Annotated in this window: 24 protein-coding genes and 1 pseudogene; 15 read left to right on the forward strand and 10 right to left on the reverse strand. The window is 73.3% G+C overall.

Annotation, left to right across the window (positions count from 1 at the left end; genetic code table 11):
* Positions 1–111 precede the first annotated feature (111 nt).
* A complete protein-coding gene (locus AB0881_RS26880) occupies positions 112–609 on the reverse strand; it encodes a hypothetical protein (RefSeq protein ID WP_366621097.1) in 498 nt (165 codons plus the stop codon).
* A 38-nt stretch (positions 610–647) separates the two neighbouring features.
* Here AB0881_RS26880 and pyrE point away from each other — a divergent pair, with 38 nt between their 5' ends.
* Positions 648–1,184 (forward strand): orotate phosphoribosyltransferase, encoded by a 537-nt coding sequence (pyrE, locus tag AB0881_RS26885; RefSeq protein WP_366621098.1) that lies wholly within the window; start codon positions 648–650, stop codon positions 1,182–1,184.
* Between the two features lie 5 nt (positions 1,185–1,189).
* On the opposite strand, the gene AB0881_RS26890 is transcribed toward pyrE, so the two are convergent.
* Together AB0881_RS26890 and AB0881_RS26895 are read right to left on the reverse strand one after the other, a co-directional pair.
* Positions 1,190–1,615, reverse strand: coding sequence for a hypothetical protein (locus tag AB0881_RS26890; RefSeq protein ID WP_366621100.1), 426 nt, complete (start codon positions 1,613–1,615; stop codon positions 1,190–1,192).
* 72 nt (positions 1,616–1,687) lie between these two features.
* Complete coding sequence (locus tag AB0881_RS26895) at positions 1,688–2,416, reverse strand: DedA family protein (protein ID WP_366621102.1); 729 nt, start codon at positions 2,414–2,416, stop codon at positions 1,688–1,690.
* A gap of 395 nt (positions 2,417–2,811) precedes the next feature.
* Between AB0881_RS26895 and fbaA the strand changes: the two genes are divergently transcribed.
* The 4 genes from fbaA (at position 2,812) to AB0881_RS26915 (ending at position 5,471) form a co-directional block, all read left to right on the forward strand.
* Positions 2,812–3,834, forward strand: a complete 1,023-nt coding sequence (gene fbaA / locus AB0881_RS26900; protein ID WP_366621104.1) for a class II fructose-bisphosphate aldolase — start codon at positions 2,812–2,814, stop codon at positions 3,832–3,834.
* A gap of 87 nt (positions 3,835–3,921) precedes the next feature.
* The gene (locus tag AB0881_RS26905; RefSeq protein WP_366621106.1) at positions 3,922–4,380 is read left to right on the forward strand and encodes a helix-turn-helix domain-containing protein; all 459 of its coding nucleotides are present in this window, start codon (positions 3,922–3,924) and stop codon (positions 4,378–4,380) included.
* Between the two features lie 48 nt (positions 4,381–4,428).
* Positions 4,429–4,968, forward strand: coding sequence for a GNAT family N-acetyltransferase (locus AB0881_RS26910; protein WP_366621108.1), 540 nt, complete (start codon positions 4,429–4,431; stop codon positions 4,966–4,968).
* Positions 4,969–5,042: 74 nt separating this feature from the next.
* Positions 5,043–5,471: a DUF3151 domain-containing protein gene (locus AB0881_RS26915; protein WP_366621110.1), complete on the forward strand. Its 429-nt coding sequence runs from the start codon at positions 5,043–5,045 to the stop codon at positions 5,469–5,471.
* Between the two features lie 893 nt (positions 5,472–6,364).
* Here the strand turns inward: AB0881_RS26915 and AB0881_RS26920 are convergent.
* A pseudogene (locus tag AB0881_RS26920) lies at positions 6,365–6,997 on the reverse strand (FAD/NAD(P)-binding protein); the annotation flags it as partial.
* 52 nt (positions 6,998–7,049) lie between these two features.
* Here AB0881_RS26920 and AB0881_RS26925 point away from each other — a divergent pair.
* The 3 genes from AB0881_RS26925 to AB0881_RS26935 all read left to right on the forward strand — a co-directional run bounded on the left by AB0881_RS26925 (position 7,050) and on the right by AB0881_RS26935 (position 10,605).
* Positions 7,050–8,165: a helix-turn-helix transcriptional regulator gene (locus AB0881_RS26925; protein ID WP_366621111.1), complete on the forward strand. Its 1,116-nt coding sequence runs from the start codon at positions 7,050–7,052 to the stop codon at positions 8,163–8,165.
* Positions 8,166–8,282: 117 nt separating this feature from the next.
* Complete coding sequence (locus AB0881_RS26930) at positions 8,283–9,566, forward strand: adenylosuccinate synthase (RefSeq protein ID WP_366621113.1); 1,284 nt, start codon at positions 8,283–8,285, stop codon at positions 9,564–9,566.
* A 118-nt stretch (positions 9,567–9,684) separates the two neighbouring features.
* Entirely contained in the window at positions 9,685–10,605 is a 921-nt protein-coding gene (locus AB0881_RS26935) for a glycerophosphodiester phosphodiesterase family protein (RefSeq protein WP_366621115.1), read from the forward strand.
* Between the two features lie 15 nt (positions 10,606–10,620).
* On the opposite strand, the gene AB0881_RS26940 is transcribed toward AB0881_RS26935, so the two are convergent.
* Positions 10,621–11,727: a magnesium and cobalt transport protein CorA gene (locus AB0881_RS26940; RefSeq protein ID WP_366621117.1), complete on the reverse strand. Its 1,107-nt coding sequence runs from the start codon at positions 11,725–11,727 to the stop codon at positions 10,621–10,623.
* Positions 11,728–12,110: 383 nt separating this feature from the next.
* Here AB0881_RS26940 and purD point away from each other — a divergent pair, with 383 nt between their 5' ends.
* From purD to AB0881_RS26975, 7 genes are all read left to right on the forward strand, one after another.
* On the forward strand, positions 12,111–13,358 hold the full coding sequence (gene purD / locus AB0881_RS26945; RefSeq protein WP_366621118.1) for a phosphoribosylamine--glycine ligase: 1,248 nt from the start codon (positions 12,111–12,113) through the stop codon (positions 13,356–13,358).
* A 74-nt stretch (positions 13,359–13,432) separates the two neighbouring features.
* The gene (gene purB, locus AB0881_RS26950) at positions 13,433–14,743 is read left to right on the forward strand and encodes an adenylosuccinate lyase (protein WP_366621120.1); all 1,311 of its coding nucleotides are present in this window, start codon (positions 13,433–13,435) and stop codon (positions 14,741–14,743) included.
* 19 nt (positions 14,744–14,762) lie between these two features.
* Complete coding sequence (locus AB0881_RS26955) at positions 14,763–15,545, forward strand: MOSC N-terminal beta barrel domain-containing protein (protein WP_366621122.1); 783 nt, start codon at positions 14,763–14,765, stop codon at positions 15,543–15,545.
* A 7-nt stretch (positions 15,546–15,552) separates the two neighbouring features.
* Positions 15,553–16,410 carry a phosphoribosylaminoimidazolesuccinocarboxamide synthase gene (locus AB0881_RS26960; protein WP_366621124.1) on the forward strand — a complete coding sequence of 286 codons (858 nt, stop codon included), beginning with the start codon at positions 15,553–15,555 and terminating at the stop codon, positions 16,408–16,410.
* A gap of 323 nt (positions 16,411–16,733) precedes the next feature.
* Positions 16,734–18,020 carry a UDP-N-acetylglucosamine 1-carboxyvinyltransferase gene (gene murA, locus AB0881_RS26965; RefSeq protein WP_366621211.1) on the forward strand — a complete coding sequence of 429 codons (1,287 nt, stop codon included), beginning with the start codon at positions 16,734–16,736 and terminating at the stop codon, positions 18,018–18,020.
* A 705-nt stretch (positions 18,021–18,725) separates the two neighbouring features.
* Positions 18,726–20,054, forward strand: a complete 1,329-nt coding sequence (locus AB0881_RS26970; protein ID WP_366621125.1) for a transcriptional regulator — start codon at positions 18,726–18,728, stop codon at positions 20,052–20,054.
* A gap of 166 nt (positions 20,055–20,220) precedes the next feature.
* Positions 20,221–20,715 carry a hypothetical protein gene (locus AB0881_RS26975; RefSeq protein WP_366621127.1) on the forward strand — a complete coding sequence of 165 codons (495 nt, stop codon included), beginning with the start codon at positions 20,221–20,223 and terminating at the stop codon, positions 20,713–20,715.
* 2 nt (positions 20,716–20,717) lie between these two features.
* Here the strand turns inward: AB0881_RS26975 and hisC are convergent, their stop codons facing one another.
* The 5 genes from hisC to AB0881_RS27000 all read right to left on the reverse strand — a co-directional run bounded on the left by hisC (position 20,718) and on the right by AB0881_RS27000 (position 24,784).
* Positions 20,718–21,797: a histidinol-phosphate transaminase gene (hisC, locus tag AB0881_RS26980; protein WP_366621128.1), complete on the reverse strand. Its 1,080-nt coding sequence runs from the start codon at positions 21,795–21,797 to the stop codon at positions 20,718–20,720.
* 54 nt (positions 21,798–21,851) lie between these two features.
* Complete coding sequence (locus AB0881_RS26985; RefSeq protein ID WP_366621130.1) at positions 21,852–22,148, reverse strand: DUF6401 family natural product biosynthesis protein; 297 nt, start codon at positions 22,146–22,148, stop codon at positions 21,852–21,854.
* Positions 22,149–22,261: 113 nt separating this feature from the next.
* Positions 22,262–22,945, reverse strand: a complete 684-nt coding sequence (locus AB0881_RS26990; protein WP_366621132.1) for an NUDIX domain-containing protein — start codon at positions 22,943–22,945, stop codon at positions 22,262–22,264.
* 99 nt (positions 22,946–23,044) lie between these two features.
* The gene (locus AB0881_RS26995) at positions 23,045–24,418 is read right to left on the reverse strand and encodes an SPFH domain-containing protein (RefSeq protein WP_366621133.1); all 1,374 of its coding nucleotides are present in this window, start codon (positions 24,416–24,418) and stop codon (positions 23,045–23,047) included.
* A gap of 153 nt (positions 24,419–24,571) precedes the next feature.
* The gene (locus AB0881_RS27000; protein WP_366621134.1) at positions 24,572–24,784 is read right to left on the reverse strand and encodes a hypothetical protein; all 213 of its coding nucleotides are present in this window, start codon (positions 24,782–24,784) and stop codon (positions 24,572–24,574) included.
* Positions 24,785–24,834 lie beyond the last annotated feature (50 nt).

The following is a 24,834-nucleotide window of genomic DNA, read 5'->3' on the forward strand; positions in this document are numbered from 1 at the left end:
GGAGTACAGACGTCTGCTCTCCCCCTCTCAGGGGACTCCGTCCCCCGCACCCCCTGCGAGGGGCTCCGCCCCCTCGACCCCCTTGGGGCTTCGCCCCTTTCCCCCGGTCCGCTAGAGGGCGGTTATTAGGGCGGGGAGGGCCTCGGCTGGGGTTCCCTCCTGTACGGGCCAGCCTCTAAGGCGTGCCTCGCGTACGGGCTGGGCTGGGGCCTCGCCGGTGGTCAGGTAGCCGCAGGGGGCCTCGGGCCAGTCGGGCGGGACGGCCACCGCCGGTTCTTCGTGATCGTGGTCGTGGAGGCGGGGCGTGCGGGGAAGGGCCGCGTCCAGGAAGACGTACGCGCCGATCCCGCGGTGGGCCGCGCGCTGGGCGAGGGCGATGGCGGGGACGAGGGGGCCCGCCTCGCCCTGGGCGACCAGGACCAGCGGGCCGGCCGGGTCGGCGGCGGCGATCTCCAGGCTCGCCCGGGCGACGTAGGCCATGCCGGTGGCGTCGGGTACGTCCGGGACGACGGTGGCGAGGCCGGCGGCGCGCAGGGTGGCGGGCAGGGCGCCCCAGGTGGTGGCGCGGGCGAGCGGGGGGTGCAGCAGGACGAGGGTTCCGGGGGTCATGTCGCCTCCCGTTCGGCGCGGTAAATAGGGTTCTGGGTGTGAGCGAACGTGATGACCTCCTGCGAGAGATCAAGTCGAAGGCCGTCGTGCACGGCGACTTCGTGCTGTCGTCCGGGAAGCGGGCGTCCTGGTACGTCGACCTGCGCCGGGTGACGCTGGACGCGGCCGCGGCGCCGCTGGTGGGACGGGTGATGCTGGACGCCACCGCGGACCTCGACTACGAGGCCGTGGGCGGGCTCACGCTGGGGGCCGACCCGGTCGCGACGGCGATGCTGCACGCGGCGGCCGCGCGCGGGCGGGCGCTGGACGCGTTCGTGGTGCGCAAGGCCGGCAAGGCGCACGGCCTGCAGCGCCGGATCGAGGGGCCGGACGTCGCCGGGCGCCGGGTGCTCGCGGTCGAGGACACCTCCACGACCGGCGGCTCGGTGCTGACGGCGGTGGAGGCGCTGCGCGAGGCGGGGGCGGAGGTCGTCGGGGTGGCGACGATCGTGGAGCGGGGGGCCGCCGCGCGGATCGCCGAGGAGGGCCTGGTGTACCGGCATCCGTACACCGTGGCCGATCTCGGCGTGGCCTGACGCGGTCAGCGTTCGGGGACGAACCATTCGCCGCGGGTCCCGGACGGCTTGCGCTCCTGAACCTCCCCGTAGATGGTCACCTCCACCGAGCCGCCGTTGACGGCGACGACGGACAGGGGGACCTGGTCGTACTTGCGGGCCTCCCCGGTGCCGAGGACGCCCGAATGGAAGACGTCGCCGCTGGTGGTGCCGCGCACGTACACCTGCGTGGGCGCGCCCGTCACGCGGATGACCAGCGGCGTCTGCGCGGCCGCGGGGCTCTGTGCCGGGCGGGACGTCCGCGGCGCCGCGGGCGTGCCGGCCGACGCCCCGGAGTCGCCCGACTCGGAGGCGGCCGGAGGCGCCGCCGAGCCGGGATCCTTGGACGAACTGCCGGTCAGCGCGTTCACCAGCGCCATGCCGCCCACGACCAGAAGCGCTAATGCGAGCATCACGGCTACGACCGCGATGAGGATGCGCGCGAGACCCCTTGGGTCCGACCGATGACGTCCCACATGGGGAGGTTAGCGATAACTGTCACCGCTGAGCGACGGACGTGACTCTTCAGAGGCATTCTTATTCGTACCGTTGCCCGCCCGGCGGCGCCCGCGGCGCATCTCGCGGACCATCGGAACGGCGCACAGGACCAGGACGACCGCCACCCCGGGCAGGATGTACGACTCGATGTTCGGGACCGTCGCGCCGAGGTAGTGGCCGAGCAGGAACAGGGAGTCCGTCCAGATCACGGCGCCGACGACGTTCCAGAGGAGGAACCTGCGGGCGTCCATGCCGCAGATCCCGGCGAGCGGGTTGAGGAACGTCCGGACGATCGGGATGAAGCGGGCGACCACGACGGCGTTGGCCGGGCCGAAGCGCTCGAAATGATGCTCGGCCTTGCGGACCCACTCCTGCCGGAAGATCCGGGAGTCGGGGCGGTCGAAGATCCGGCGGCCGTACCTGGCGCCGATCCAGTGGCCGAGCTGCGCGCCCAGGATCGCGGCGATCGGGCCGCCGATCAGCAGCCAGGGCAGCGACAGCGGCTCGAACTCCTGGCCGTCGACGGTCGTGACGGCGGTGAGGATCCCCGCGGTGAACAGCAGCGAGTCGCCCGGCAGGACGCAGCCGAAGAGCAGCCCGGTCTCGGCGAAGATGATGACGAGCACGCCGATCGTCGCGAACGTGCCGAACAGCCGCAGCCACGCCGCCGGGTGCAGCCACTCGGTGGCGTCGAGCGGTACGAGCGCCAGATCCACCCTGCGAGAGTACTCGCCGGATGCGCCCGCGGTCCGGGCACGCGGCGCCCCATGAGATAATCCCGGGCCCTTCGCCCACTTCGGTCGCCTGCGTCACCGGCCGCCCCCGGCCAGACCCGGCACGGAGTTGTACGCCTTTCTCCGCCCCTCGGCGGAACGATCCAGTACGCCCGCGTATGCCGGGGGCGTTCGCGCCGTGGCGCGCCGCTCAGGCCCGTACAGCGGCGGCCCCGCCGGAGGCGCGCGCTTGCCGGGGGGGCTGGGCGGGCACCCTCCGGGGGAAATCCGAGATACTGGCCCCTGGACGGCATGCCCTGCCCGGACCCCGCGCACCCCGCGGGGCGCACCGCCCGGCCGGACGCCGGCGGCACCGCTGCGTAAGAAAGGACGCTGACATGCCCATCGCGACGCCCGAGGTCTACGCGGAGATGCTCGACCGTGCCAAGCAGGACGGGTTCGCCTACCCCGCGATCAACGTGACGTCGAGCCAGACGCTGAACGCGGCGCTGCGCGGCTTCGCCGACGCCGAGAGCGACGGCATCATCCAGGTCTCCACCGGCGGCGCCGAGTACCTGTCCGGCGCCGCGGTCAAGGACATGGTGGTGGGCTCGGTCGCGCTGGCCGAGTACGCCCGCGTGGTGGCCGACAAGTACCCGGTCAACATCGCCCTGCACACCGACCACTGCCCCAAGGACAAGCTCGACGGCTTCATGCGGCCGCTGATCAAGCTGTCCCAGGAGCGGGTGAAGCGCGGCGAGCAGCCGCTGTTCCAGTCGCACATGTGGGACGGCTCTGCCGTCGAGCTGCACGAGAACCTGCAGATCGCCGCCGAGCTGCTGGAGCAGTGCGCCAAGGCGAACATCATCATGGAGATGGAGATCGGCGTCGTCGGCGGCGAGGAGGACGGCGTCGCCAACGAGATCAACGAGAAGCTCTACACCACCAATGGCGACGCGCTGGAGACCGCCAAGGCCGTCGGCGTGGGCGAGAAGGGCCGCTACATCCTGGCCGCGACGTTCGGCAACGTGCACGGCGTCTACAAGCCGGGCGCGGTCAAGCTGCGTCCCGAGGTGCTCAAGGGCATCCAGGACGCGGTCGGCGCCGAGTACGGCAAGGACAAGCCGTTCGACCTGGTGTTCCACGGCGGCTCGGGCTCCACGCTGGAGGAGATCCGCGAGGCGGTGTCGTACGGCGTCATCAAGATGAACATCGACACCGACACGCAGTACGCCTTCACCCGCCCGATCGCCGAGCACATGTTCCGCAACTACGACGGCGTGCTGAAGGTCGACGGCGAGGTCGGCAACAAGAAGCAGTACGACCCGCGCTCGTACGGCAAGGCCGCCGAGGCGAACATGGCCGCCCGCATCGTCGAGGCGTGCGAGAGCCTGCTGTCGGCCGGCAAGAAGCTGAAGTAGGCCGCGCGCCCTCGGCCGCAGCCGCCCCGGTCCCGCGCGGGACCGGGGCGGTTCGTTTCTTCACACAACCCGGGTAACCTCGCGTGCGTGGCGCTGCCCCGCACTTACGATTCCCAGAACTGCTCGATCGCCCGCTCGCTGGAGGTCGTCGGTGATCGCTGGACGCTGCTGGTGATCCGCAGCGCGTTCGACGGCGTGCGCCGGTTCGACGACTTCCAGGACGAGCTGGGCGTGGCCCGCAACGTGCTGACCGACCGGCTCTCCCGGCTCTGCGAGGAGGGCATCCTGCGCCGCGTGCGCTACCAGGAGCGTCCCGACCGGTTCGAGTACCGGCTCACCCGCAAGGGCGTCGAGCTGTGGCCGGTCATCATGACGCTGCTGAAGTGGGGCGACCGGCACTACGCCCCCGCCGGCCCGCCCGTCCTGGTCGGCCACGCCGGCTGCCCCGGCCTGATCACCGAGCGGCTGACCTGCGACCACTGCGGCCGGCACCTGGAGCCGAACGACGTGGAGGGCCGGCCAGGGCCGGGTTCGGCCGCGACGTGACCCCGTAGGTAGTTGCTTCACGCAACTTGCTGCGGTCCAATGAGTTGCATGAAACAACTCGAAGGGGCCGACGCCGTCCCCGCCTCCCTGTCCGGGCTGATCCTGCTCACCGACGTCCGCTTCCGCCCGTACGGCATCGGCGACGGCGACCGGCTCCGCCGCATGTCGGGGCGGCTCTCCAGGAAGTCCCTCTACACCCGCTTCTTCGCCGGCACGCCGCGCATCCCCGACACGTACGCGGCGCAGCTGGCCGCGCTCGACCACTGGGACCGTGAGGCGATGGTCGCGCTGCTGGACGGCGAGATGATCGGCCTCGCGCACTACGTCCGCGACCGCGCGCGCCCCTGCCGCGCCGACCTGGCCGTCCTGGTCGCCGACCCCTGGCAGCGGCACGGCCTCGGCCGCCGGCTGGTCGCGTACCTGGCGGCGCTGGCCCAGCGGCGCGGCATCACCGGCTTCGACGCGGACGTGATCCTGGAGAACCGGGAGGCGATGCTGGCGATCCGGCAGACCTGGCCCGCCGCGCGCCCCCGCACCCGGGACGGCGCCGCCCACTACGACCTGCCGCTTCCGCTCCCGGCGGCATGATCGGGACGTGACCCGCACCACCGGTCCCGCGCCGCGGGACCCGGGTTGAGCCGCGTCCGGCGGGCCCACTTACGATGACCCGCATGACCCAGAACCTGCTCGGCGGCCCGCCCCCGACCGAACTGCCGGACAACGCCGAGGCCCGCGCGGCCCTCGACGGCGGCGTCGACCCGGTCGAGGTGGCCGCCCGCCACCCGGAGTACCCGGGCGCGTGGGCCGCGCTGGCGGATCGCGCCTTCACCGCCGGCAGCGTGATCGAGTCGTACGCGTACGCGCGCACCGGCTACCACCGCGCGCTCGACCAGCTGCGCCGGGCGGGCTGGAAGGGTCAGGGGCCGGTGCCGTGGGAGCACGAGCCCAACCGCGGCTTCCTGCGCGCCCTGCACGCCCTCGGCCGCGCCGCCGCCGCGATCGGCGAGGACCACGAGGCCGAGCGCTGCAAGGCCTTCCTGCGCGACAGCAGCCCCACCGCCGCCGACGTCCTCAACGGCAACGGCGGCTGACGGGCCCGCACGCTAGACCAGGGCACGGCCCGCTCCGGCGGCGATCGACCGGGCGGTCCGTGCCGCCTGGGCGGCCACGCCGGGGACGCCCGACGTGATGAACGGCCCGCCGGGTCCCCCACCAGATACAGGCGCGGGTCGGGCCGCCCGCCGAGGAGCAGCCGGCCGGTCCCCGGATCGGCCGCGAGGCCGCCGTCCGGATGCCGGGCGGCGCCCGCGGCGAGCAGCGAGGCGACCAGGGGCTCCGCGGCCCTGGGGACCGACCGCGGCGGCGGGTTCACCGCGTTGATCACCACATCGGCGGTACGGACGCCCCGCGCGTGCGCCACCCGGAACCCGCCCCCGTCCCGCTCGATCCCGGCGAGGCCCGCGAGGACCTCCAGCCGTCCCGAGTCGAAGAGATCCAGCAGCACGGCGGCGTTGCGCGGCACCATCGGCGACGCCACGGCGGTGACCGTACGGAAGAGCTCCGCGCGCGCCCGCTCCCGCTCCCGCTCGGCCAGCAGCCGCCAGGCGACCGGCCCGAGCGTGTGCGCCGCCACCTGGACGATCCGGCGGCCCATCAGCGGCGTGTCCACATCGGCGAGCTGCTCGCGGAGGTTCCGGACGGGATCCTCCGCCATGGCGGCGGCGATACGGGCGGCCAGCGCGTCCCAGTCCTCCCCGTGCTCCGCCAGCTCGGCGCGGATCAGCCCGGCCAGCGCGCCGAGCGTCACGGGGCCGTCGAGCGCGCGCAGCCGGTCGGCGGTCAGATGGCGCGGTTCGGCCGCGGCCGGCCGCTGCCAGACGAACGGGAGGGCGCCCCCGCGCGAGGCCAGGGCGACGCGCCCCGCGTGCCCGCGCGCCGCGAGCGACACGGCGATGTCGACGGCGGTCAGGCCGGTGCCGATCACGACGACGTCCCTGTTGGAGGGGACCCGCGCGAGCGTCCGTTCAAGCGGGTACGGGTCGGCCACGAAGCCGGGCGCGCCCGCGAGGCCGTAGTGGTCGTGGGGCGTGCCACCGCCCACGCACAGGACGACCTGGTCGGCGGTGCAGGACGCCGACTCCGTCTCCAGGACCAGGCGGCCCCCCTCCTCCGCGACGCCCAGCACGGCGGCCCGTACGACCCTGGCGTCCCGGAACCGGCCGAGCGCCGCCCGCGCCGCGTCCTCCAGGTACCGGCCGTACAGCCCGCGCGGCAGCAGCGGGCGGCCCAGCCCCGGGTCCGTGTACGTGTCGAACGCGGACCCGTGTCCGGCGAGCCAGCGGGCGTAGTGCGCCGGGTCTCCGGCCCGGATGGACATGATCTCCGGCGGTGCGTTGACGAGCACCGACTCCAGATCCGGCTGGTAGGGGCGGCCGCGCCACGGCAGCGGCGCGGGGTCGAACACGGTGACCGCCGCGGCGGCCCCGGCGGACAGGGCGTCCAGCAGCCCGACGGCGGCGGCCCCGGCCCCGATGATCGCGATTTCCATGGGGCCGAGCCTCGCCGCCCGGCCGCCCGTCCTCCCATCCCCCGGCCGAGGGGCGCCGCGCCCTCGCATCCCCTCGATTGAGGGGGTACGGCGCGGGAGCCCGCCGGGCAGACTGGGCCGGGTGATCGACGAACGGGGCAGGCGCGCCGTGCTGGAGCGGGCCGGGCGCGCGCGGGACGCGGGCGGGGTGTTCGCGGCGGCGTCGGCGCGGCTGCGGCGGCTGGTGGACTTCCAGGCGGCGGCGTGGTCGGCGACCGACCCCGAGACCGGGCTGATCACCGCGCCGATGCGGGTCGAGAACCTGGGCCGCGGCGACGACTGCTTCGCGTACTGGGAGTGCGCGCTCCTGGAGGAGAGCGTCATCCCGTTCCGGGAGCTGGCCCGCGCGGCGGTCCCGGCGGCGGGCCTGCGGGCGAGCACGGACGACCTGCCCGCGCGCAGCGCCCAGTACCGCAAGCTCCTCGGGCGGCAGGGCGTGGGCGACGAGCTGCGGGCCGTGCTGCGGGCGGGCGGCCGGCCGTGGGGGGTGGTGAGCCTCTTCCGCGAGAAGGGTGGCGCGCCCTTCGGCGCCGCCGACGTGTCCCTCCTCGCGAGCCTGTCGGCGCCGCTGGCCGACCGCCTGCGGGCGCTGGCGCGGCCCGTCCAGCCGGTGGGGGACGCGGGGACGCCGGAACCCGGGCTGATCCTCTTCGACCCCGCCGGGACGCCCCTCTCGATCAACGACGCGGCCCGCGCGTACCTCGGCCGGCTCCCGGACGGGCCGTCCAGGCCGTCGCCGCTCGGCCCGGCGCTGCCGGTGTGGCTCACCGGAACGGCCGCCCAGGCGCGCGCCGTCGCGGCCGGGCGCGACCGCGGGGCCGCCCGGGTGCGGATCCGTACCCGGGACGGCCGCTGGCTCGTCTGCCACGCGTCCTGCCTGGACGGGCCGGAGGGCGCGCCCGGCCCCACCGCGATGGTGATCCAGCCCGCCGCCGGCTCCGACATGGCGCCGGTCATCGCCGAGGCGTACGGGCTGTCGCCCCGCGAGCTGGAGATCACCCAGCTGGTGGCGCGCGGGCTGTCCACCGGCGAGATCGCCGCCGACCTGGTCATCTCACCGCACACCGTGCGCGACCACATCAAGACGGTCTTCGCCAAGACCCGCGTGTCCAGCCGCGGGCAGCTGGTCGCCCGCCTCTTCGCCGAGGACTACTGGCCGCGCCGGACGGCCGGATCCGCACCGGGACCGGCGGCCTGACCAGCGGCGCGGCGGCCTCCCGGTTTCCTTGGCGGCCCGGTGCGGGTACGATTCGATCGCAAGAGGCCCCTTCGCGCTTGCGATCAGGGGCCTTCGTCGTGGGAAGGGTGAATCGGCATGCCGGCGATCGTTCTGGTCGGGGCTCAGTGGGGGGACGAGGGGAAGGGCAAGGCCACCGACCTGCTGGGGGGAGACGTCGACTACGTCGTCCGCTACCAGGGCGGCAACAACGCCGGCCACACGGTGGTCATCGGCGACAAGAGCTATGCCCTGCACCTGCTGCCCTCGGGAGTGCTCTCCCCGGACGTGGTGCCGGTGATCGGGAACGGCGTGGTCATCGACCCGTCGGTGCTGCTGCAGGAGATCGACGGGCTCAAGGAGCGCGGGATCGGCTGCGAGCGGCTGCTGATCTCCGCCAACGCGCACCTGATCATGCCGCACCACCGGGCGCTGGACAAGGTCACCGAGCGGTACCTCGGCAAGGCCCGGATCGGCACCACCGGCCGCGGCATCGGCCCGACCTACGCCGACAAGATCAACCGGATGGGCGTCCGGGTCCAGGACCTGTTCGACGCCAACATCCTCACCCAGAAGCTCGACCTGGCGCTGCGCGAGAAGAACCAGGTCCTCACCAAGGTCTACAACCGGCGCCGGATCGACACCGGCCCGATCGTCCAGGAGTACCTGGAGTACGGCGAGCGGCTGCGCCCGTACGTCGCCGACACCACCCTCGTCATCAACAAGGCGCTCGAGGACGACAAGGTGGTGCTCCTGGAAGGCGCCCAGGGCACGCTCCTGGACATCGACCACGGCACGTACCCGTTCGTGACCTCGTCGAGCCCCACCGCGGGCGGCGCCTGCGCGGGCTCCGGGGTCGGCCCCACGCGGATCACCAGGGTGATCGGGATCCTCAAGGCGTACACCACCCGCGTCGGCTCGGGCCCGTTCCCGACCGAGCTGCTGGACGAGTGGGGCGAGTTCCTGCGCAAGACCGGCGGCGAGTACGGCGTCACCACCGGCCGCGACCGCCGCTGCGGCTGGTTCGACGCGGTGATCGCCCGCTACGCCACCCGGGTCAACGGCATCACCGACTACTTCCTCACCAAGCTGGACGTGCTGTCCGGCCTGGAGCGGGTGCCGGTCTGCGTCGCGTACGACGTGGACGGCCGGCGCGTGGACGAGCTGCCGGCCTCGCAGACCGAGTTCCACCACGCCAAGCCGATCCTGGAGTACCTGGACGGCTGGCAGGAGGACATCACCGGCGCCAAGACGTTCGACGACCTCCCCAAGAACGCGCAGCGCTACGTCCGCGCGATCGAGGAGATGTCGGGGGCGCAGATCTCGGCGATCGGCGTCGGCCCGGGCCGCGACCAGACGCTGTCCCTGCGCTCGCTCGTCTAACGAGACGGCAACATCCACGGGCGCGATGTCCACCTTTGGTGGCCGGTGTCCCGAACGTTCGGCGGAATCTCACCGGTCGGTCACGAGTCGTTCCGCGGGCGGCTGTAGCGTTCCAGCCGTGACTTTCACCGGGGGCACCGTCGAGCTGCACGGACACCGGGGGGCACGGGGTCTCCGGCCGGAGAACACCCTGCCCGGACTCGCCCACGCGCTGGCGCTGGGCGTCCACGCGATCGAGTTCGACGTGGGCCTCAGCGCCGACGACGTCGTGGTCCTCCACCACGACCAGGTGCTCTCGCCGCTCACGACCACCGACACCGGCCCGGCGCTGCCCGGCGACCCGCGGTTCCCGTACGTCGGGAAGGCGCTGCGCGAGCTGACGCTGGCGCAGATCCGGACCGTGGACGCCGGCACGCGGCGGCCCGGCCGCGACGACGACCCGTTCGTGCTCACCCAGCTGCCGCTGCCCGGCACGTCGCTGCCTACGCTCGCGGAGGCGTGCGCGCTGCTCAGCGCCTTCCCCGGGGTGGCGCCGGCGGTCGAGCTCAAGACCGACCCGGGATGGCCCGACGCCGAGGTCACCCGGTTCACGGCGGCGGTCGCCGAGGTGCTGGCCGCGTTCGGGCTGACCGCGCGGGCCCGGCTGCTGGCGTTCGACTGGCGGGTGCTGGTGGAGGCCCGCCGGTACGCGCCGGAGGCGGGCCGCGTCGCGCTGGTGGAGCGCGCGACGGCCGTGGCGGGCACGCGCTGGCTGGCCGGGCTCGACCACAAGGACCCGGCCGGCGCCGCGCTCGACATCGGCGCCACCGCGCTGTCGCCGGAGATGGCGATGGCGACCCCCGAGCTGGTCGAGCGCGCCCAGGGCCTCGCCCTCCCGGTCGCGGTGTGGACGCTGAACGAGCCCGCCGAGATGGACCGGTTCGTCGGCTACGGAGTCGACGCGATCGTCACCGACTACCCCGACCGGCTGCGCCGCGTCCTCGCCGAGCACGGGCTGCCCGTGCCGGAGCAGTACCCGGACGCGCTCCCGGTGGGCTAGCGGCCGGCCCGCCGGCTAGAGCCAGCCGTTGCGGCGGAAGCCGCGGTAGAGGCAGAAACAGGCCGTCGCGATGAGGCCCAGCACCATCGGGTAGCCGAACTTCCACTGGGTCTCGGGCATGAACGTGAAGTTCATCCCGTAGATCCCGGCGATCGCGGTGGGGACCATGAACAGGGCGCCCCAGGCCGAGATCTTCCGCATGTCCTTGTTGTCGGCGACGGTGACCTGCGTCATGTGCGCCTGGAGGATCGGGTTGAGCAGCTCGTCGTACGACTCGACCTGCTCGCGGACGCGGGTCAGGTGGTCCTCGACGTCGCGCAGGTACTCCTTGATCTCGGCCGGGACGAACCGCCGCCCGCCGAGGTTGCGCAGCGGCCCGGCCAGCGGCCCCACCGCGCGCTTGAGCTGGATGACCTCGCGCTTGAGCCGGTAGATGCGGCGCGACTCGTCCGTCCGCTCCGGCGAGAACACCGCCTCCTCGACCTCGTCGATGTCCTCCTGGACGGCGTCGGCGACGCCCACGTACCCGTCCACCACCCGGTCGGTGATGGCGTGCACCACGGCGGCCGGGCCGAGGGCGAGCCGGCCGGGGTCGCGCTCCAGCCGGCCGCGGACCGAGGCCAGCTCGCCGTGCGCGCCGTGCCGCACGGTCACCACGAAGTCCGGCCCGACGAAGATCATCAGCTCGCCGGTCTCGACGACCTCGGGGGCCTCCGGCTCCTTGCGCACGTACCCGACGGTCTTCATCACGAAGAAGTTGACGTCGTCGTACCGCTCCAGCTTCGGCCGCTGGTGGGCGTGGATGGCGTCCTCCACCGCCAGCGGGTGCAGGCCGAAGACCTCGGCCAGCTCGGTCAGCTCGGTCGAGGACGGCTCGTGCAGGCCGACCCAGACGAACCCGGCGCTGGCGTCCTTCTCGGCCGGGGTCAGCTCGCCGTCGCGGACCATCCGGACGGCGTCCTCGACGGTGTCGGTGCAGACGCGGTGGCCGTCGATGTACGCGGCCCAGTCGATGACGGCGGTGTCGCGGCGGCGCAGTACGGACGGTGAAGCGCTCGGGCGGCCCAGCGACTTGAACAGCGACCTGGTCGCGCGGCCCGGGCGAACTCGTGTCATGGCCATGGTGCGGCTCCTAACCCGCCGGCCGGACACGCACGTCAGGGCGCGCTCGACCCCAGGGCTAGAACGGGGAGCCTAGAGCGGGGAGCGCGCGAGATGCGTCGGCCGGGCGCCGGATAGAGGCGGACGGATGGACAGTCCGGCTCGGACTGTGAGGGATCTCCGGCGTACTGCAAGGATCACCAGGACTCATCCCGACCACCTCCCTTCGCTCCTCGGCGGCGGCCCGCCTCCGGGCCAGGGCCGGGTGCAGCTTACCAGCCGGCCACAAAAGCGAACCGTGAATGAGGACGTCCGGGCCGCGGCGGAAGTTCACCGGGGGCGGGTGTGGCGGCGGTCACCCCGCCTCCGGGCGGCGGCCCCGCCCGGCCGGATAGGCTCCCGGCGTGCGAGTACTCGTCCTTGGATCCGGCGGCCGCGAGCACGCGCTCGCCCGCGCGCTGCACCGCGACCCCGCCGTCACCGCCCTGCACTGCGCCCCCGGCAACCCGGGAACGGCGCCGATCGCCGAGAACCACGCGCTGGATCCGGCCGATCCGACCGCCGTGGTCGAGCTCGCCGGGCGGCTGCGCGCCGAGCTGGTCGTGGTCGGCCCGGAGGCACCGCTGATGGAGGGCGTCGCCGACGCCCTGGGCCGGGCCGGCATCCCCTGCTTCGGCCCCGACCGCGAGGCCGCCACCATCGAGGGCTCCAAGGCGTTCGCCAAGGACATCATGGGCGCGGCGAACGTCCCGACCGCCGCCGCGCGGGTCTGCGAGACCGACGCCGAGGTGCAGGAGGCGCTGGACGCGTTCGGCCCGCCCTACGTGGTGAAGGACGACGGGCTCGCCGCCGGCAAGGGCGTGGTGGTGACCGGTGACCGCGCCGAGGCGGCCGAGCACGCCGCCGCCTGCGGCCGCGTCGTCATCGAGGAGTACCTCGACGGCCCGGAGGTGTCGCTGTTCGCGCTCTGCGACGGCAACTCGGCCGTCCCGCTGCTGCCCGCGCAGGACTTCAAGCGCGCGTACGACGGCGGCGAGGGCCCCAACACCGGCGGGATGGGCGCGTACACGCCGCTCCCGTGGGCGCCGCCCGGCCTGGTGGACGAGGTCATGGCCACGGTCGTCCAGCCGGCCGTGGACGAGCTGCGCCGCCGGAACACGCCGTACGTGGGCGTCCTGTACGCGGGCCTCGCGCTGACCCCCAAGGGCGTGCGCGTGGTCGAGTTCAACGCGCGCTTCGGCGACCCGGAGACGCAGGTCGTGCTGGACCGGCTCGCCACGCCGCTCGCCTCCCTGCTCCAGGCGTGCGCGATCGGCGGGCTGGACCCCGACTTCCGTCCCGAATGGCACGAGGGCGCCGCCGTGACCGTCGTGATCGCCGCGGAGGACTACCCGGCGTCCCCGGTCAAGGGCGACGTCATCGAGGGCCTGGACGCGGCGGACGAGGTGCCCGGCGCGTACGTCCTGCACGCCGGCACCAAGCGCGACGCGGACGGCAACCTGGTCGCGAACGGCGGTCGCGTGCTGAACGTCGTCGGCTCCGGCCCCGACCTGGCCGCCGCGCGGGCCGCCGCGTACGAGGCCGTGAGCCGGATCACGCTGCGCGGCTCGCACCACCGCACCGACATCGCGCTGACCGCGTCCCAGGGCTGACCGCGGCCGCGCCCCGGGCCGCCGGGCGGCGGGCCGGGGCGCGGGCATGCGAGCCGACCTGGAAGAATCGTTCCGTGATTGAGCGGTACACCCTTCCGGAGATGGGACGCGTCTGGAGCGACGCGCACAAGTACGAGCTGTGGTGCAAGGTCGAGACCCTCGTGGTCGAGGCCCACGCCGCGGCCGGCACGATCCCGGCGGAGGTGGTGGAGCCCGTTCGCAACGCGCCGCCGCCCACGCCGGAGGCGGTGCACGAGATCGAGGCGGTCACCCAGCACGACGTGATCGCGTTCCTGTCGGCCTGGGCGGACAACACCGAGCCGCGGGAGGCGGCGCGGTACGTCCACTTCGGCATGACCTCGTCCGACCTGCTCGACACGGCGCTGGCCCTCCAGCTCGTCGAGGCCACCGACATCCTGCTGGCCAAGGCGGACGCGCTGGTCGCGACGCTGCGCGACCACGCCCTGGAGCACAAGGCCACGCTGCGGGTCGGGCGGACGCACGGCATCCACGGCGAGCCGGACGTGTGGGGGCACCGGGTCGCCGACTTCGCGTTCGCGATGGCCCGCTCCCGGGACCGGCTGCGGCGCGCCCGCGAGGCCGTCGGAGTGATGGCGATCTCCGGCGCGGTCGGCACGTACAGCAACATCGACCCGGCGATCGAGGCCCACGTGGCGGCGGAGCTCGGGCTGCGCGGCGCGGACGTGTCCACCCAGGTGGTCATCCGGGACGGCATCAGCGAGTGGGTGTCCGCCCTGGCGATCATGGCGACGGTGTGCGAGGCGATCGCGCTGGAGGTGCGGCACGGGCAGCGCACTGAGGTGCGCGAGCTGTGGGAGCCGTTCGGCAAGGGGCAGAAGGGCTCCTCCGCCATGCCGCACAAGAAGAACCCGATCATCTCCGAGCGGCTGGCCGGGATGGCGCGGATCGTGCGGGCGCAGATCGTCCCGGTCCTGGAGGGCATCCCGCTCTGGCACGAGCGCGACATCTCGCACTCCTCCACCGAGCGGATCGCGCTGCCGGACGCGTCCATCGCGCTCGACTACATGCTGAACCTCACCAACCGGCTGATGTCCGGCCTGGTGGTGGACGCCGACCGGATGACGGCGAACCTGGAGTCCACCGGCGGGCTCATCTACACCTCGACCGTGCTGCTGGAGCTGGTCGAGGCCGGGATGTCCCGCGACGACGAGGCGTACCCGCTCGTCCAGAAGGCCGCCATGGAGACATGGCGGACCGGCGAGCCGTTCCGGGAGACTCTGCGCAAGCACGCCGCCGAGGCGGGGCTGGGCCTGGACGAGGACCGGCTGGACGCCGTCTGCCGCCCCGAGCGGTTCGTGGAGCGGCTCGGCCCGGTCTTCGAGCGCCTGGCCGCCCTGACGTAGCCCGCTGGGAGGACGCCGGATGACCCCGAGGCTGACCGAGCTCACCGTCTACCCGTTCAAGAGCGCCGCCGGGACGCCGCTGCGCACGGCGGAGCTGCTGGCGTCCGGGCTGCGGTACGACCGCGAGTTCATGCTCGCCGGCCCCGGGGGCCGGTTCCTGAGCCAGCGCGACCACGCCCGGATGGCGCTGCTGCGGCCCGCGTACGACGGCGAGGTGCTGGTCGTGGAGGTGCCGGGGTCGGCGTCGTTCGTCCACAAGCCCGTGGCGGACGGCCCGGTGCTGGACGTGGTTGTGCACAGGTCGGAGTGCCGGGGGGTCGACCAGGGCGACGAGGCGGCCGGCTGGTTCTCCGAGTTCCTCGGCGCGGACTGCCGGCTGGTGCGCTTCACCGGCACCCGCGCCACCTCGCGCGGCGGCGGGGAGGTCGCGTTCGCCGACGGCTACCCGTTGCTGGTGGTCTCCGCCGAGTCGCTGGCCGACCTGAACTCCCGCCTGGACGTCCCGCTGCCGATGAACCGCTTCCGGCCCAACCTCGTCGTCGAGGGGCTCGGCGCGTACGGCGAGGACCGGGTCCGGCTGCTGCGGATCGGCGGGACGGTGGTCGAGGTGGTCAAGTCCTGCGCCCGGTGCGTGATCACCACCACCGACCAGGAGACGGCGGAGCGGGGCCGCGAGCCGCTGCGGACGCTCGCCTCGTACCGGATGATCGACAGGGGGCTGCGCTTCGGCGTGAACGCCGTTCCCCGCACGACCGGGCCGCTGTCGGCCGGCGACCCCGTGGAAATCGTGGAAGAGGCTTAGACACCCGATGAAGCACCTGCACAGCGGGAAGGTCCGCGACCTGTACGAGCTGCCCGGCGGCGAGCTCCTGATGGTCGCCAGGGACACGATCTCGGCGTACGACTACGTGCTGGACACGCCGATCCCGGACAAGGGACGCATCCTGACCCAGCTGTCGCTGTGGTGGTTCGAGCGGCTCTCCGACCTGCTGCCCAACCACATCGTGTCCACCGACCTGCCGTCGGGCGCGCCCGCCGAATGGGCCGGCCGCGCCATGGTGGCGCGGCGGCTCGACATGGTCCCGGTCGAGTGCGTGGCGCGCGGCTACCTGACCGGCTCGGGGCTGAAGGAGTACGCGAACGCGGGCTCGGTCTGCGGCGTCCCGCTGCCCGCCGGCCTGGTGGACGGCTCCCGGCTGCCCGAGCCGATCTTCACCCCGACCACCAAGGCGGCGGTCGGCGACCACGACGAGCCGATGACGTTCGCCGAGGTCGAGTCGGCGGTCGGCGCCGATCTCGCGGCCCGGCTGCGCGAGGTGACGCTGGCCGTCTACCGGCGCGGCGCCGAGCTGGCCCGCGAGCGCGGCATCATCGTCGCCGACACCAAGATCGAGCTGGGCCGGACGGCGGACGGCGGGCTGGTGCTCGCCGACGAGGTGCTGACGCCCGACTCGTCCCGCTTCTGGCCCCTGGACGGGTGGGAGCCGGGACGCGCGCAGCCCTCGTTCGACAAGCAGTTCGTCCGCGACTGGCTGGTGTCCCCGGAGTCCGGCTGGGACCGCGCCTCCGGCGAGGCCCCGCCGCCGCTCCCGGCCGAGATCGTCGAACGGACCCGCGCGAAGTACGTCGAAGCGTACGAACGCATCACGGGGCACAAGTTCGACTGAGGTTACGCCGGCGGAAACGGTAGGGTGCGGCGCGGTTCACACCGGATTGCTGTGAGAAGTCCGGGAGAACGCGAACTTCCGGGGGCTTTGCACGGTCATAGAGACCGGGCTGGAACGACCGGCGCGCTCAGCACTTCCCACCTCGTTCACGGTGGTTTACTGGGGACGCGTTGTGCAATGAGGGGATGTCGTCGGCACGTCCGGCCCAGCGACGGCCCGCCGGTCGGTTCGGACGGGTCACACCCGCCCGTACGGGGCATGCACAGTCCAGTTGATCTTTTTTCAGGACCGTTTCCGCAGCTAAGGAGTCATACGGCATGAGCATGGGCCACGACGTTCGGTACCGCGTGCGCGGCGGCCGGCAGCTGAACGGCACCGTTTTCATCCAGGGGGCCAAGAACGCGGTCCTGCCCATGATCGGTGCCTCGCTGATGGCGGCCAAGGGGCGGACGGTGCTGCGCAACGTCCCGATCATCGAGGACGTCCGGCGCGCCGTCGAGCTGGCCCGGGCCATCGGGGCCAAGGCCGAGCTGCACGAGGCCGAGCGGACGCTCGTGATCGACGCCTCCACGCTCGACAGCCCGGTCCTGCCGGCCGACATCGCCGCGCGCTTCCGCGGCTCGTTCCTGTTCGTGCCGGCGCTGCTGCACCGGCTCGGCGAGGCGGTGATCGAGGGCGTCGGCGGCTGCAACCTGGGCAGCCGGAACCTGGACTTCCACTACAACGGCTTCAAGCGGCTCGGCGCGACCGTCACCGAGCAGATGGGCGACAACGGCAACGGCCAGATCCACATCAAGGCCGGCGACCTGCGCGGCGGCACGCTCTACTGCGACACCCCGTCGCACACCGGCACCGAGAACCTGATCATGGCGGCGGCGCTCGCCCGCGGCACCACGCTGATCAAGAACGCCGCGCTGGAGCCCGAGGTCCTCGACAACATCGCGCTGCTCCAGGCGATGGGCGCGCGGATCACCGGCGGCGGTACCGGCTTCATCACCGTCGAGGGCGTGGACGAGCTGTCGGCGGTCGAGCACACCGTCATGCCGGACCGGATCGACACCGGCGTGTTCGTGATGGCCGCCGCGATCACCGGCGGGGACCTGCACCTCGTGGGCGCCAACCTGGAGCACCTGGGCGTGGCCGCCGACAAGCTGGAGCAGATGGGGCTGGAGTTCCACCAGCAGGGCGCCGTCCTCCAGGTGCGGCGCGAGCGCGCGCTGCGCCCGATCAACGTGATCACCGACGAGTACCCGGGCTTCGCCACCGACCTCCAGTCGCCGATCATGGCGCTGTCCTGCCTGGCGGACGGCCCGTCCTACATCTACGAGCGGATCTTCGACGGCCGGTTCAAGCTGGCCGACGAGCTCATGAAGATGGGCGCCGACATCGAGGTGAACGGCAACCGCGCCAAGGTCAACGGCCCGAACGCGCTGCGCGGCGCCGAGGTGGAGGCCCACGACCTGCGCTGCGGCAGCGCGCTGGTGCTGGCCGGGCTGGCCGCCGAGGGCGAGACCACGATCACCTCGGCCTACTACCTCGACCGCGGTCACGCGCACACCGCCGAGCGGCTCTCCCAGCTGGGCGCGGAGATCATCCGCGAGACCTTCTGAGCCGTTCCGCCGGGCGGGGCCCGGAGGCCGCGGTCCGCCCCCGCGGGACGCTCTGACTGGATTTCTTACACGGATTCCTGACAGGCGCCTGACGCCTGGGCCCGCGGCCCGGTCCGTCCTGGACCGGGCCGCGGGCCTTTCCGCTGGCCGGACCTGGACATTCCGGCCCGGTCGTTCCGGGCCCCGCGCGCCGTACCCCGGAACGGCGGGCGACCTCGGCGAACGCGTGACCGGCCGAAACGGCGCGAAGGCCGGTGCGGGCGGCGGATCACTCGTCTTCACCTGAGCTGCGGAGACAGGTCGGTCGCATTTCGGCCCCGGCGTAAACCGATCGGACACCGCAGGGGTCTCTTCAGTGCGCATCAGTGCCTCGGGAGGCGTCTCGCGGTGATTTCGGGTCTTGTTTTTCAACTTCGGACGTCCGAAGATGCAGGATCAAGACTGACCGATTGGTGACAAATTACTGACTAGGGGGTCGCGTAGGTTACTTTTTCGCCGCACTCTTGATTCGATTTCGCGTCTGGGCGTCACACATCGTCGCCCTGACCCGATCTGCCCACTGAGGGAACGAATCGCGGGGTTGCGGTGCAGGGTCAGAAGGCAGGGGCGACAAGCCATGAGTCAACCGTTGGGCGGAGCGTGCGCGAACGCATGGCCGGGGCAGGGCCCCCCACACGAGGCTGGTCGGGAAGCGAGCGATCACCTATGACGACCACCAGGACGGGGTCGGTGACCCCCGATCTCACGATCGGCGTGGTCGGCCCGCACGACCTGGTCGAGCGGGTCATGCTGATGGGGCACGGCCCCACACCGGTACCGAGCCGGCTGGTGGCCGCCGCGTACCGCGACGAGCAGGAGGCGGCCGACAAGGTCGTACGGCTGGGCTCCGGGGTGGACGTGTGCCTGTTCGCCAGCCCGGTCCCGTACGACTTCGCCCGCAAGGCCGGGGTGCTGACGATGCCGGCCACGTACGTGCCGCTGAACGGCGCCGCCCTCCAAGGCGCGCTGCTGCGGGCCTCCCTGGACGAGCGCTTCGATCCGGGCCGGGTGAGCATCGACGTGCTCGGCCGCGCCGAGGTCGAGGAGGCGTACGCCGAGATCAGCCTCGGAACCGAGCAGGTCCACCTGCGCGAGGAGGCCGCCGGGCCGGGCACGCTGGCCGCGTTCCACGAGCGGCTGTGGCGCCGCGGCGCGACCACCGTCGCGATGACGTGCGTGCACGCCACGGCCGAGCGGATGGAGATGGCCGGGGTGCCGACCATAAGGGTCCGGCCGACCGGCGCGGCGATCCGCAGCTCGCTGCAGACCGCGGCGCTGCTGGGCGCCCACCACCGGCTGGAGGAGTCGCAGCTCGTCGTCGTCCTGGTGGACGTCCCGACGCTGCGCGAGACCCCGCGCCGCGTCACGCCGCGCTACTGGCGCGACGAGCTCAAGCTGGCGCTGCACCGGGTGCTGCTCCAGGAGGCGCACCGGATGAACGCCTCCGTGTGGCCGCTGGACGACCACAGCTACCTGGTCATCGCGACCCGCGGCTCGGTCACCGCCGGCACCGAGGGGTTCCGGACGCCGCCGTTCGTCGAACGGGTCCGCGAGGAGCTGGGGCTGGCGATCGAGGTCGGCATCGGGATGGGCCGTACGGCGCACGAGGCCGAGACCCACGCCCGCGCCGCGCTGGCCCGCTCGCAGAGCTCCCAGCGCGCCCAGGGCTTCGCGCTCGACCGCGACGGCCGCGCGCTCGTGCCGGCTCCCCGCACGCCGCCACGCGCGCAGCCGCAGGCCAAGCCGAAGGGTCTGGAGATCCTCGCCCGGCTCGCCGACAAGCTCGGCGACCAGGAGCAGCCGCTGATCGTGGACGCGGAGAACGCCGGTAAGATGCTCGGCGTGACGCCGCGCACCGCCCGGCGCCTGCTGCGCACCCTGGTCGAGGAGGGCCTCGCCTGGCCGCTGCCGCCGAACCGGACGCCGCAGCCCGGCCGGCCGCGCCAGCTCTACCGGCTGATCGTGGAGAAGCTGGGCCCCAAGGCCGGCACCTGACGCCCGGCCCCGGGCACCGACCGGCCCGGGGAGGCGCGCAGCCCGTCCCAGCTCGCCTCAGGGCGGCCGGACCCGGCCACGGGCCAACGCGCGCGCGGCGGCGCCCGTCCTACTCTCCGAGGGAAACCGGTGAAGCTCTCACCGGCCTGGGCCCTGGGGGCAGGGCATGGAGCAGAAGACCACCGACCGCATGCGCGTCGCCGCCGCGGCGGGCGCCGCCGCCGTCGTGCTGGGCGCCGGAGCCGCCGTCTCCGCCATCGTCGGGTACGAGCCGATCCGCCGGCACGCGCCGGCGCTGCTGCGGCTCTCGCCGGGCCCGGAACCGGCGCCGAGCACCACGCCCGGGACGTCGGCCCCGCCGGCCGCCGAGGACGCCGCGCCGCCGCCCGCCGCGCCGCGGGCGACCGCGCCGGCGCCGGAGACCACCGGGCCGAGCAGGCCCACCCGGCCCGGGTCCGGCCCGACCCGGCCCGGCACGCCCGACCCCGACCCGGGGACGGAGGATCCGGGCACGGGCGATCCGGGCACCGGGGATCCGGGCACCGGCGACCCCGGCACCGGCGACCCGGGAACAGGCGATCCCGGAACCGGGGACCCGGGGACGGGCGACCCGGGGACCGGAGACCCGGGCGGCGGGACCGGCGGGAGCGGGACCGGCTGACGTCAGCGGCGGTGCGGGAACGCCCTGGCCACGGCCAGGAACGCCTCGTTCTCCTCGGGGGAGCCGATCGAGACGCGCGCTCCCTCGCCGTCGAACGGCCGGACGCTGACGCCCTGCGCGTCGCAGGCGGCGGAGAACTCCATCGTGCGCTCGCCCAGCCGCAGCCAGACGAAGTTCGCCTCGGTCGGCGGCACCGTCCAGCCGTCGGCCAGCAGCGCGTCGCGGACCCGCTCGCGCTCCTTCACCGTGCCCTCCACGCGGGCGAGCAGCTCGTCCTCGGCGGCCAGCGAGGCGACCGCCGCCGCCTGCACGAGGGAGTTGACGCTGAACGGGAGGTAGGTCTTGCGGATCGCCTCGGCCACGACGGGGTGGCCGACCAGGAAGCCGGCGCGGAGGCCGGCGAGCCCGTACGCCTTGGAGAACGTCCGCAGGACGACCAGGTTCGGGCGGTCGGGGTAGAGGGTGAGCCCGTCGGGGACGTCGGCGTCGCGGATGTACTCGCGGTACGCCTCGTCCAGCACGACCAGGCAGTCGGCTGGCACCCGGTCGAGGAAGCGCTCCAGCTCGGCGCGGCGGACGACGGTGCCGGTCGGGTTGTTCGGGTTGCAGACGAAGATCAGCCGGGTCCGGTCGGTGATCGCGTCCGCCATCGCGTCCAGGTCGTGCGTCTCGTCGGTGAGCGGAACCTGCACGCCGGTGGCCCCGGAGAGCGCCACCAGGACCGGGTACGCCTCGAACGAGCGCCACGCGTACAGCACCTCGGCGCCGGGCTCGGCCACGGCCTCCAGCAGCATCTGCGTCACGCCGACCGACCCGCAGCCCACCGCGATGTGGTCGGCGGGGACCCCGAACCGCGCGGAGATCGCCTCGATGAGCGCCGCGCAGGTGTTGTCGGGGTAGCGGTTGACGCGCTGGGCGGCCTCGGTGATGGCGTCCAGGACGGAGGGCAGGGGCCCCAGCGGCGACTCGTTCGACGACAGCTTGAACGAGCGGCCCTCGGGCGAGACCACGACCTTGCCGGGCTTGTAGGCCTGGAAGCGGTCGAGCACGGAGCGGAAGCGGGGGGTGGTTGCTTCGGACACCGTCGTCCTCCTCGTTCTTCGGGTGTGCTCCCCAGCCTACGGAGTCCCGCCCGGTCAGGACGACGGCGAGGGGTCCTGGCGCAGCATCCAGCAGACGGTGACGATCCGGACGAACTCCCAGTCGTGCGTGCTGTCCGGCCACCAGCCGCGCCGGAAGGCGTCCTCGGCGAACGAGTGCAGGTAGTCCATCAGCGCGTCCGTCTCGGGCCGGCCGCCGTCCGGGCCCGCGACGGCGTCGCGGACCGCCGCCGCGTGCTGGTCGACGGCCGCCGCCAGCGCCGGCGATCCGGCCATCTCCTCCACCCCGGCGTCGCCGATGTCACGGACGAGCAGCCCCAGCTCTTCGGACAATTCGCCATCCATGGGACACCAAGCTAGCAATCCGAAAACGATGCGCCGACCAGCCGGGACACGGCTCCGGTCAAGATTTCCGTCCACCGGTTCAAGCGGCCTCCGGCGGCGGGTCAGGAGCGGGCGCCGGTACGCGGGCGGAGCATCGGGGGCCGCAGCTGCTCGGCGTCTCCGCGGGTGTACAGGCGGGCCGGGCGGCCGCCGTCCCGCGTCGTCGTGCGGCCCGTCGGGACCAGGAAGCCGTCCGCTCCCGTGACCTTCCGGTGGAAGTTCCGCGGGTCCAGCTCCGTGCCCCACACGATCTCGTACACCCGGCGCAGCTCGGCCACCGTGAACTCGGGCGGGCAGAACGCCGCCGCCAGCGACGTGTACTCCAGCTTCGCCCGCGCCCGCTCCACCCCGTCGCACAGGATCCGCCGGTGGTCGAACGCCGATCCGCCGCGCGTCAGCTCGTCCACGGCCGTCCACAGCACCTGCGCCCGGCTGGACGCCGGCAGGTCCGGCGCCAGGCCCAGGTAGGCCACGCTCACCACCCGCTGCCGCGGGTCCCGGTCCGGATAGCCGAACGTCGCGAGCTGCTCCAGGTGGATCCGCACGTCCGCCAGCCCGGCCCGCTCCGCCATCAGCCGGGACGCGGCCACGGGGAGGTCCTCGTCCAGCTGGATGAAGCCGCCGGGCAGCGACCAGCACCCGTCGTACGGCGGCCGGTCGCGGCGCCACATCAGCGCGCTGAGCCGCTGCTCCCGGACGGTGAGGACGACGAGATCGACGGAGACGGCGAGCCGGGGCACGGACATGCTCCCAACCATATGGGGGGACGCCGCCTTCGACTTCCATAACGCGGACCGCCCGCCCCGGAGCCTGTCCGGGGCGGGCGGTCCGCGCGTACGGGACGGTCAGTCGGTGTCGGGCTTGGGCGGGGCGGGCGCGCTGACCGGGACGGAGCCGGTGGCGGCGGCCGCCGCGTCCGCGGGCTTGCCGTTGGCGGGCTTGGCGGGCTGCACGCCCGCCTGGCCGGCCAGCAGCTGGCGCGCCAGGCCGAGCCCGGTGCCGCCCAGGGTGAGCGCCTTGGCCAGCATCTCCTCGACGCCCTGGGCGCCGTTCAGGACGACCATGTTGTCGACGTTGCCGAAGACGCCGGCGCCCGCCTCGACGATCTCGGCCCAGTTCTCGGCGAGCTGCTGGGCGATGACCGCCTCCTGGTTCTCGGCCAGCGCCTGGGCGCGAGCCTTGATCGCCTCGGCCTCGGCCAGGCCCTTGCGCTTGGTGGCGTCCGCCTCGGCCTCACCGAGCAGCCGGATGGCCTCGGACTCGCGCTGCGCCTTGAGCTGCACCTCGGTGGCCGCGGCCTGGGCGTAGGCGATGCGCTCCTCGCGCTCGGCCTCGGCCAGCTTGACCTGCTCGTACGCCTTGGCGTCGGCGGGCTTGCGGACCTGGCTCTCCAGCTGCCGCTCGGTGCGCTCGGCCTCCAGCTCGGCGTTGCGGGTCTCGCGCTGGATGACCTCCTGGCGGGCCTGCTGCTCGGCCTGCTTCACCTGGCCGTCGTACTCGGCCTTCTTGATCTCGGTGTCCCGGATGACGGCGGCGTTCTCCCGCTCGGTCTCCTGCTCGCGCCGGGTGGCCTCCTGGTTGCGCTCGGCCTCGGCGATGCGGGCCGCGGCGGCGACCTTCGCGGCGTGCGGGCGGCCCAGGTTGACGATGTAGCCGGTCTCGTCGTCGATCTCCTGGATCTGGAGGGAGTCGACGACCAGGCCGAGCTTGCTCATCTCGTCGGCGGCGGAGCTGCGCGTCTCGCTGGTCAGCCGCTCGCGGTTGAGGATCAGGTCCTCGACGGTCAGGTTGCCGATGATCGAGCGCAGGTGGCCGGTGAACAGCTCGTGGATGGCGCCGTCCATGGAGCTCTGCTGCTCCAGGAAGCGGCGGGCGGCGTTGGCGATGGAGATGAAGTCGTCGCCGACCTTGTAGATGACCACGCCGCGGACCTTGACCGGGATGCCCTGCTGGGTGACGCAGTTGACCTCGAGGTTGCCGGACCGGCTGTCGAGGTGCAGCCGGCGGGCGACCTGGAAACCGGGCAGCACCGCGGTCCCCTTGCCGGTCACGATCTTGAAGCCCAGGCTGTCGACGCCGTCGAGCGGCTTCGACTTGGCGCCCAGCCCCGAGATGATCAGCGCCTCGTTGGGTTCGGCCACCCGCCAGACCATCTTGAACAGGATGATCAGCACGATCAGGGCGACGACCACCGCGATCGCGACTCCGACAACGGGCATGCGGCCTCCTCTGGGCTGGGGGGCCGGTCCGGCGCTCGCACGCCGCCGGATCGGGACGCCAACGGTCGGCGTCCCTCCTATGATGCGCCCGATGCCCGCCGGGTTCCCTTAGCGCCGCTAATTTCCCGTGGCCGGATCCAGCCCGGCGCCGATTCAGCCCAGCGCCTGGGCGACGTACACGGTCCGGGGCGGGTGGTACTCGACCACCACCACGATCGTCCCAGGGGTGAACTCGTCGCGCGGGTCCGACGGGTGCGCGTAGAACGCCTCCACCCCGCCGCGGACCGGGATCATCACCTCTCCGACCAGACCGGGACCGATCCTGCCGGTGACCCGGCCCTCTTTGCCGATCAAGGGCTCCCCCACTCGCTCACATCGTCAAGTAAGGGGAACGGTATCCGTTCGGGGATACCGGC

It is taken from the genome of Spirillospora sp. NPDC029432 (genome assembly GCF_040703975.1).
In the GTDB taxonomy this organism is placed as follows: Bacteria; Actinomycetota; Actinomycetes; order Streptosporangiales; family Streptosporangiaceae; genus Spirillospora.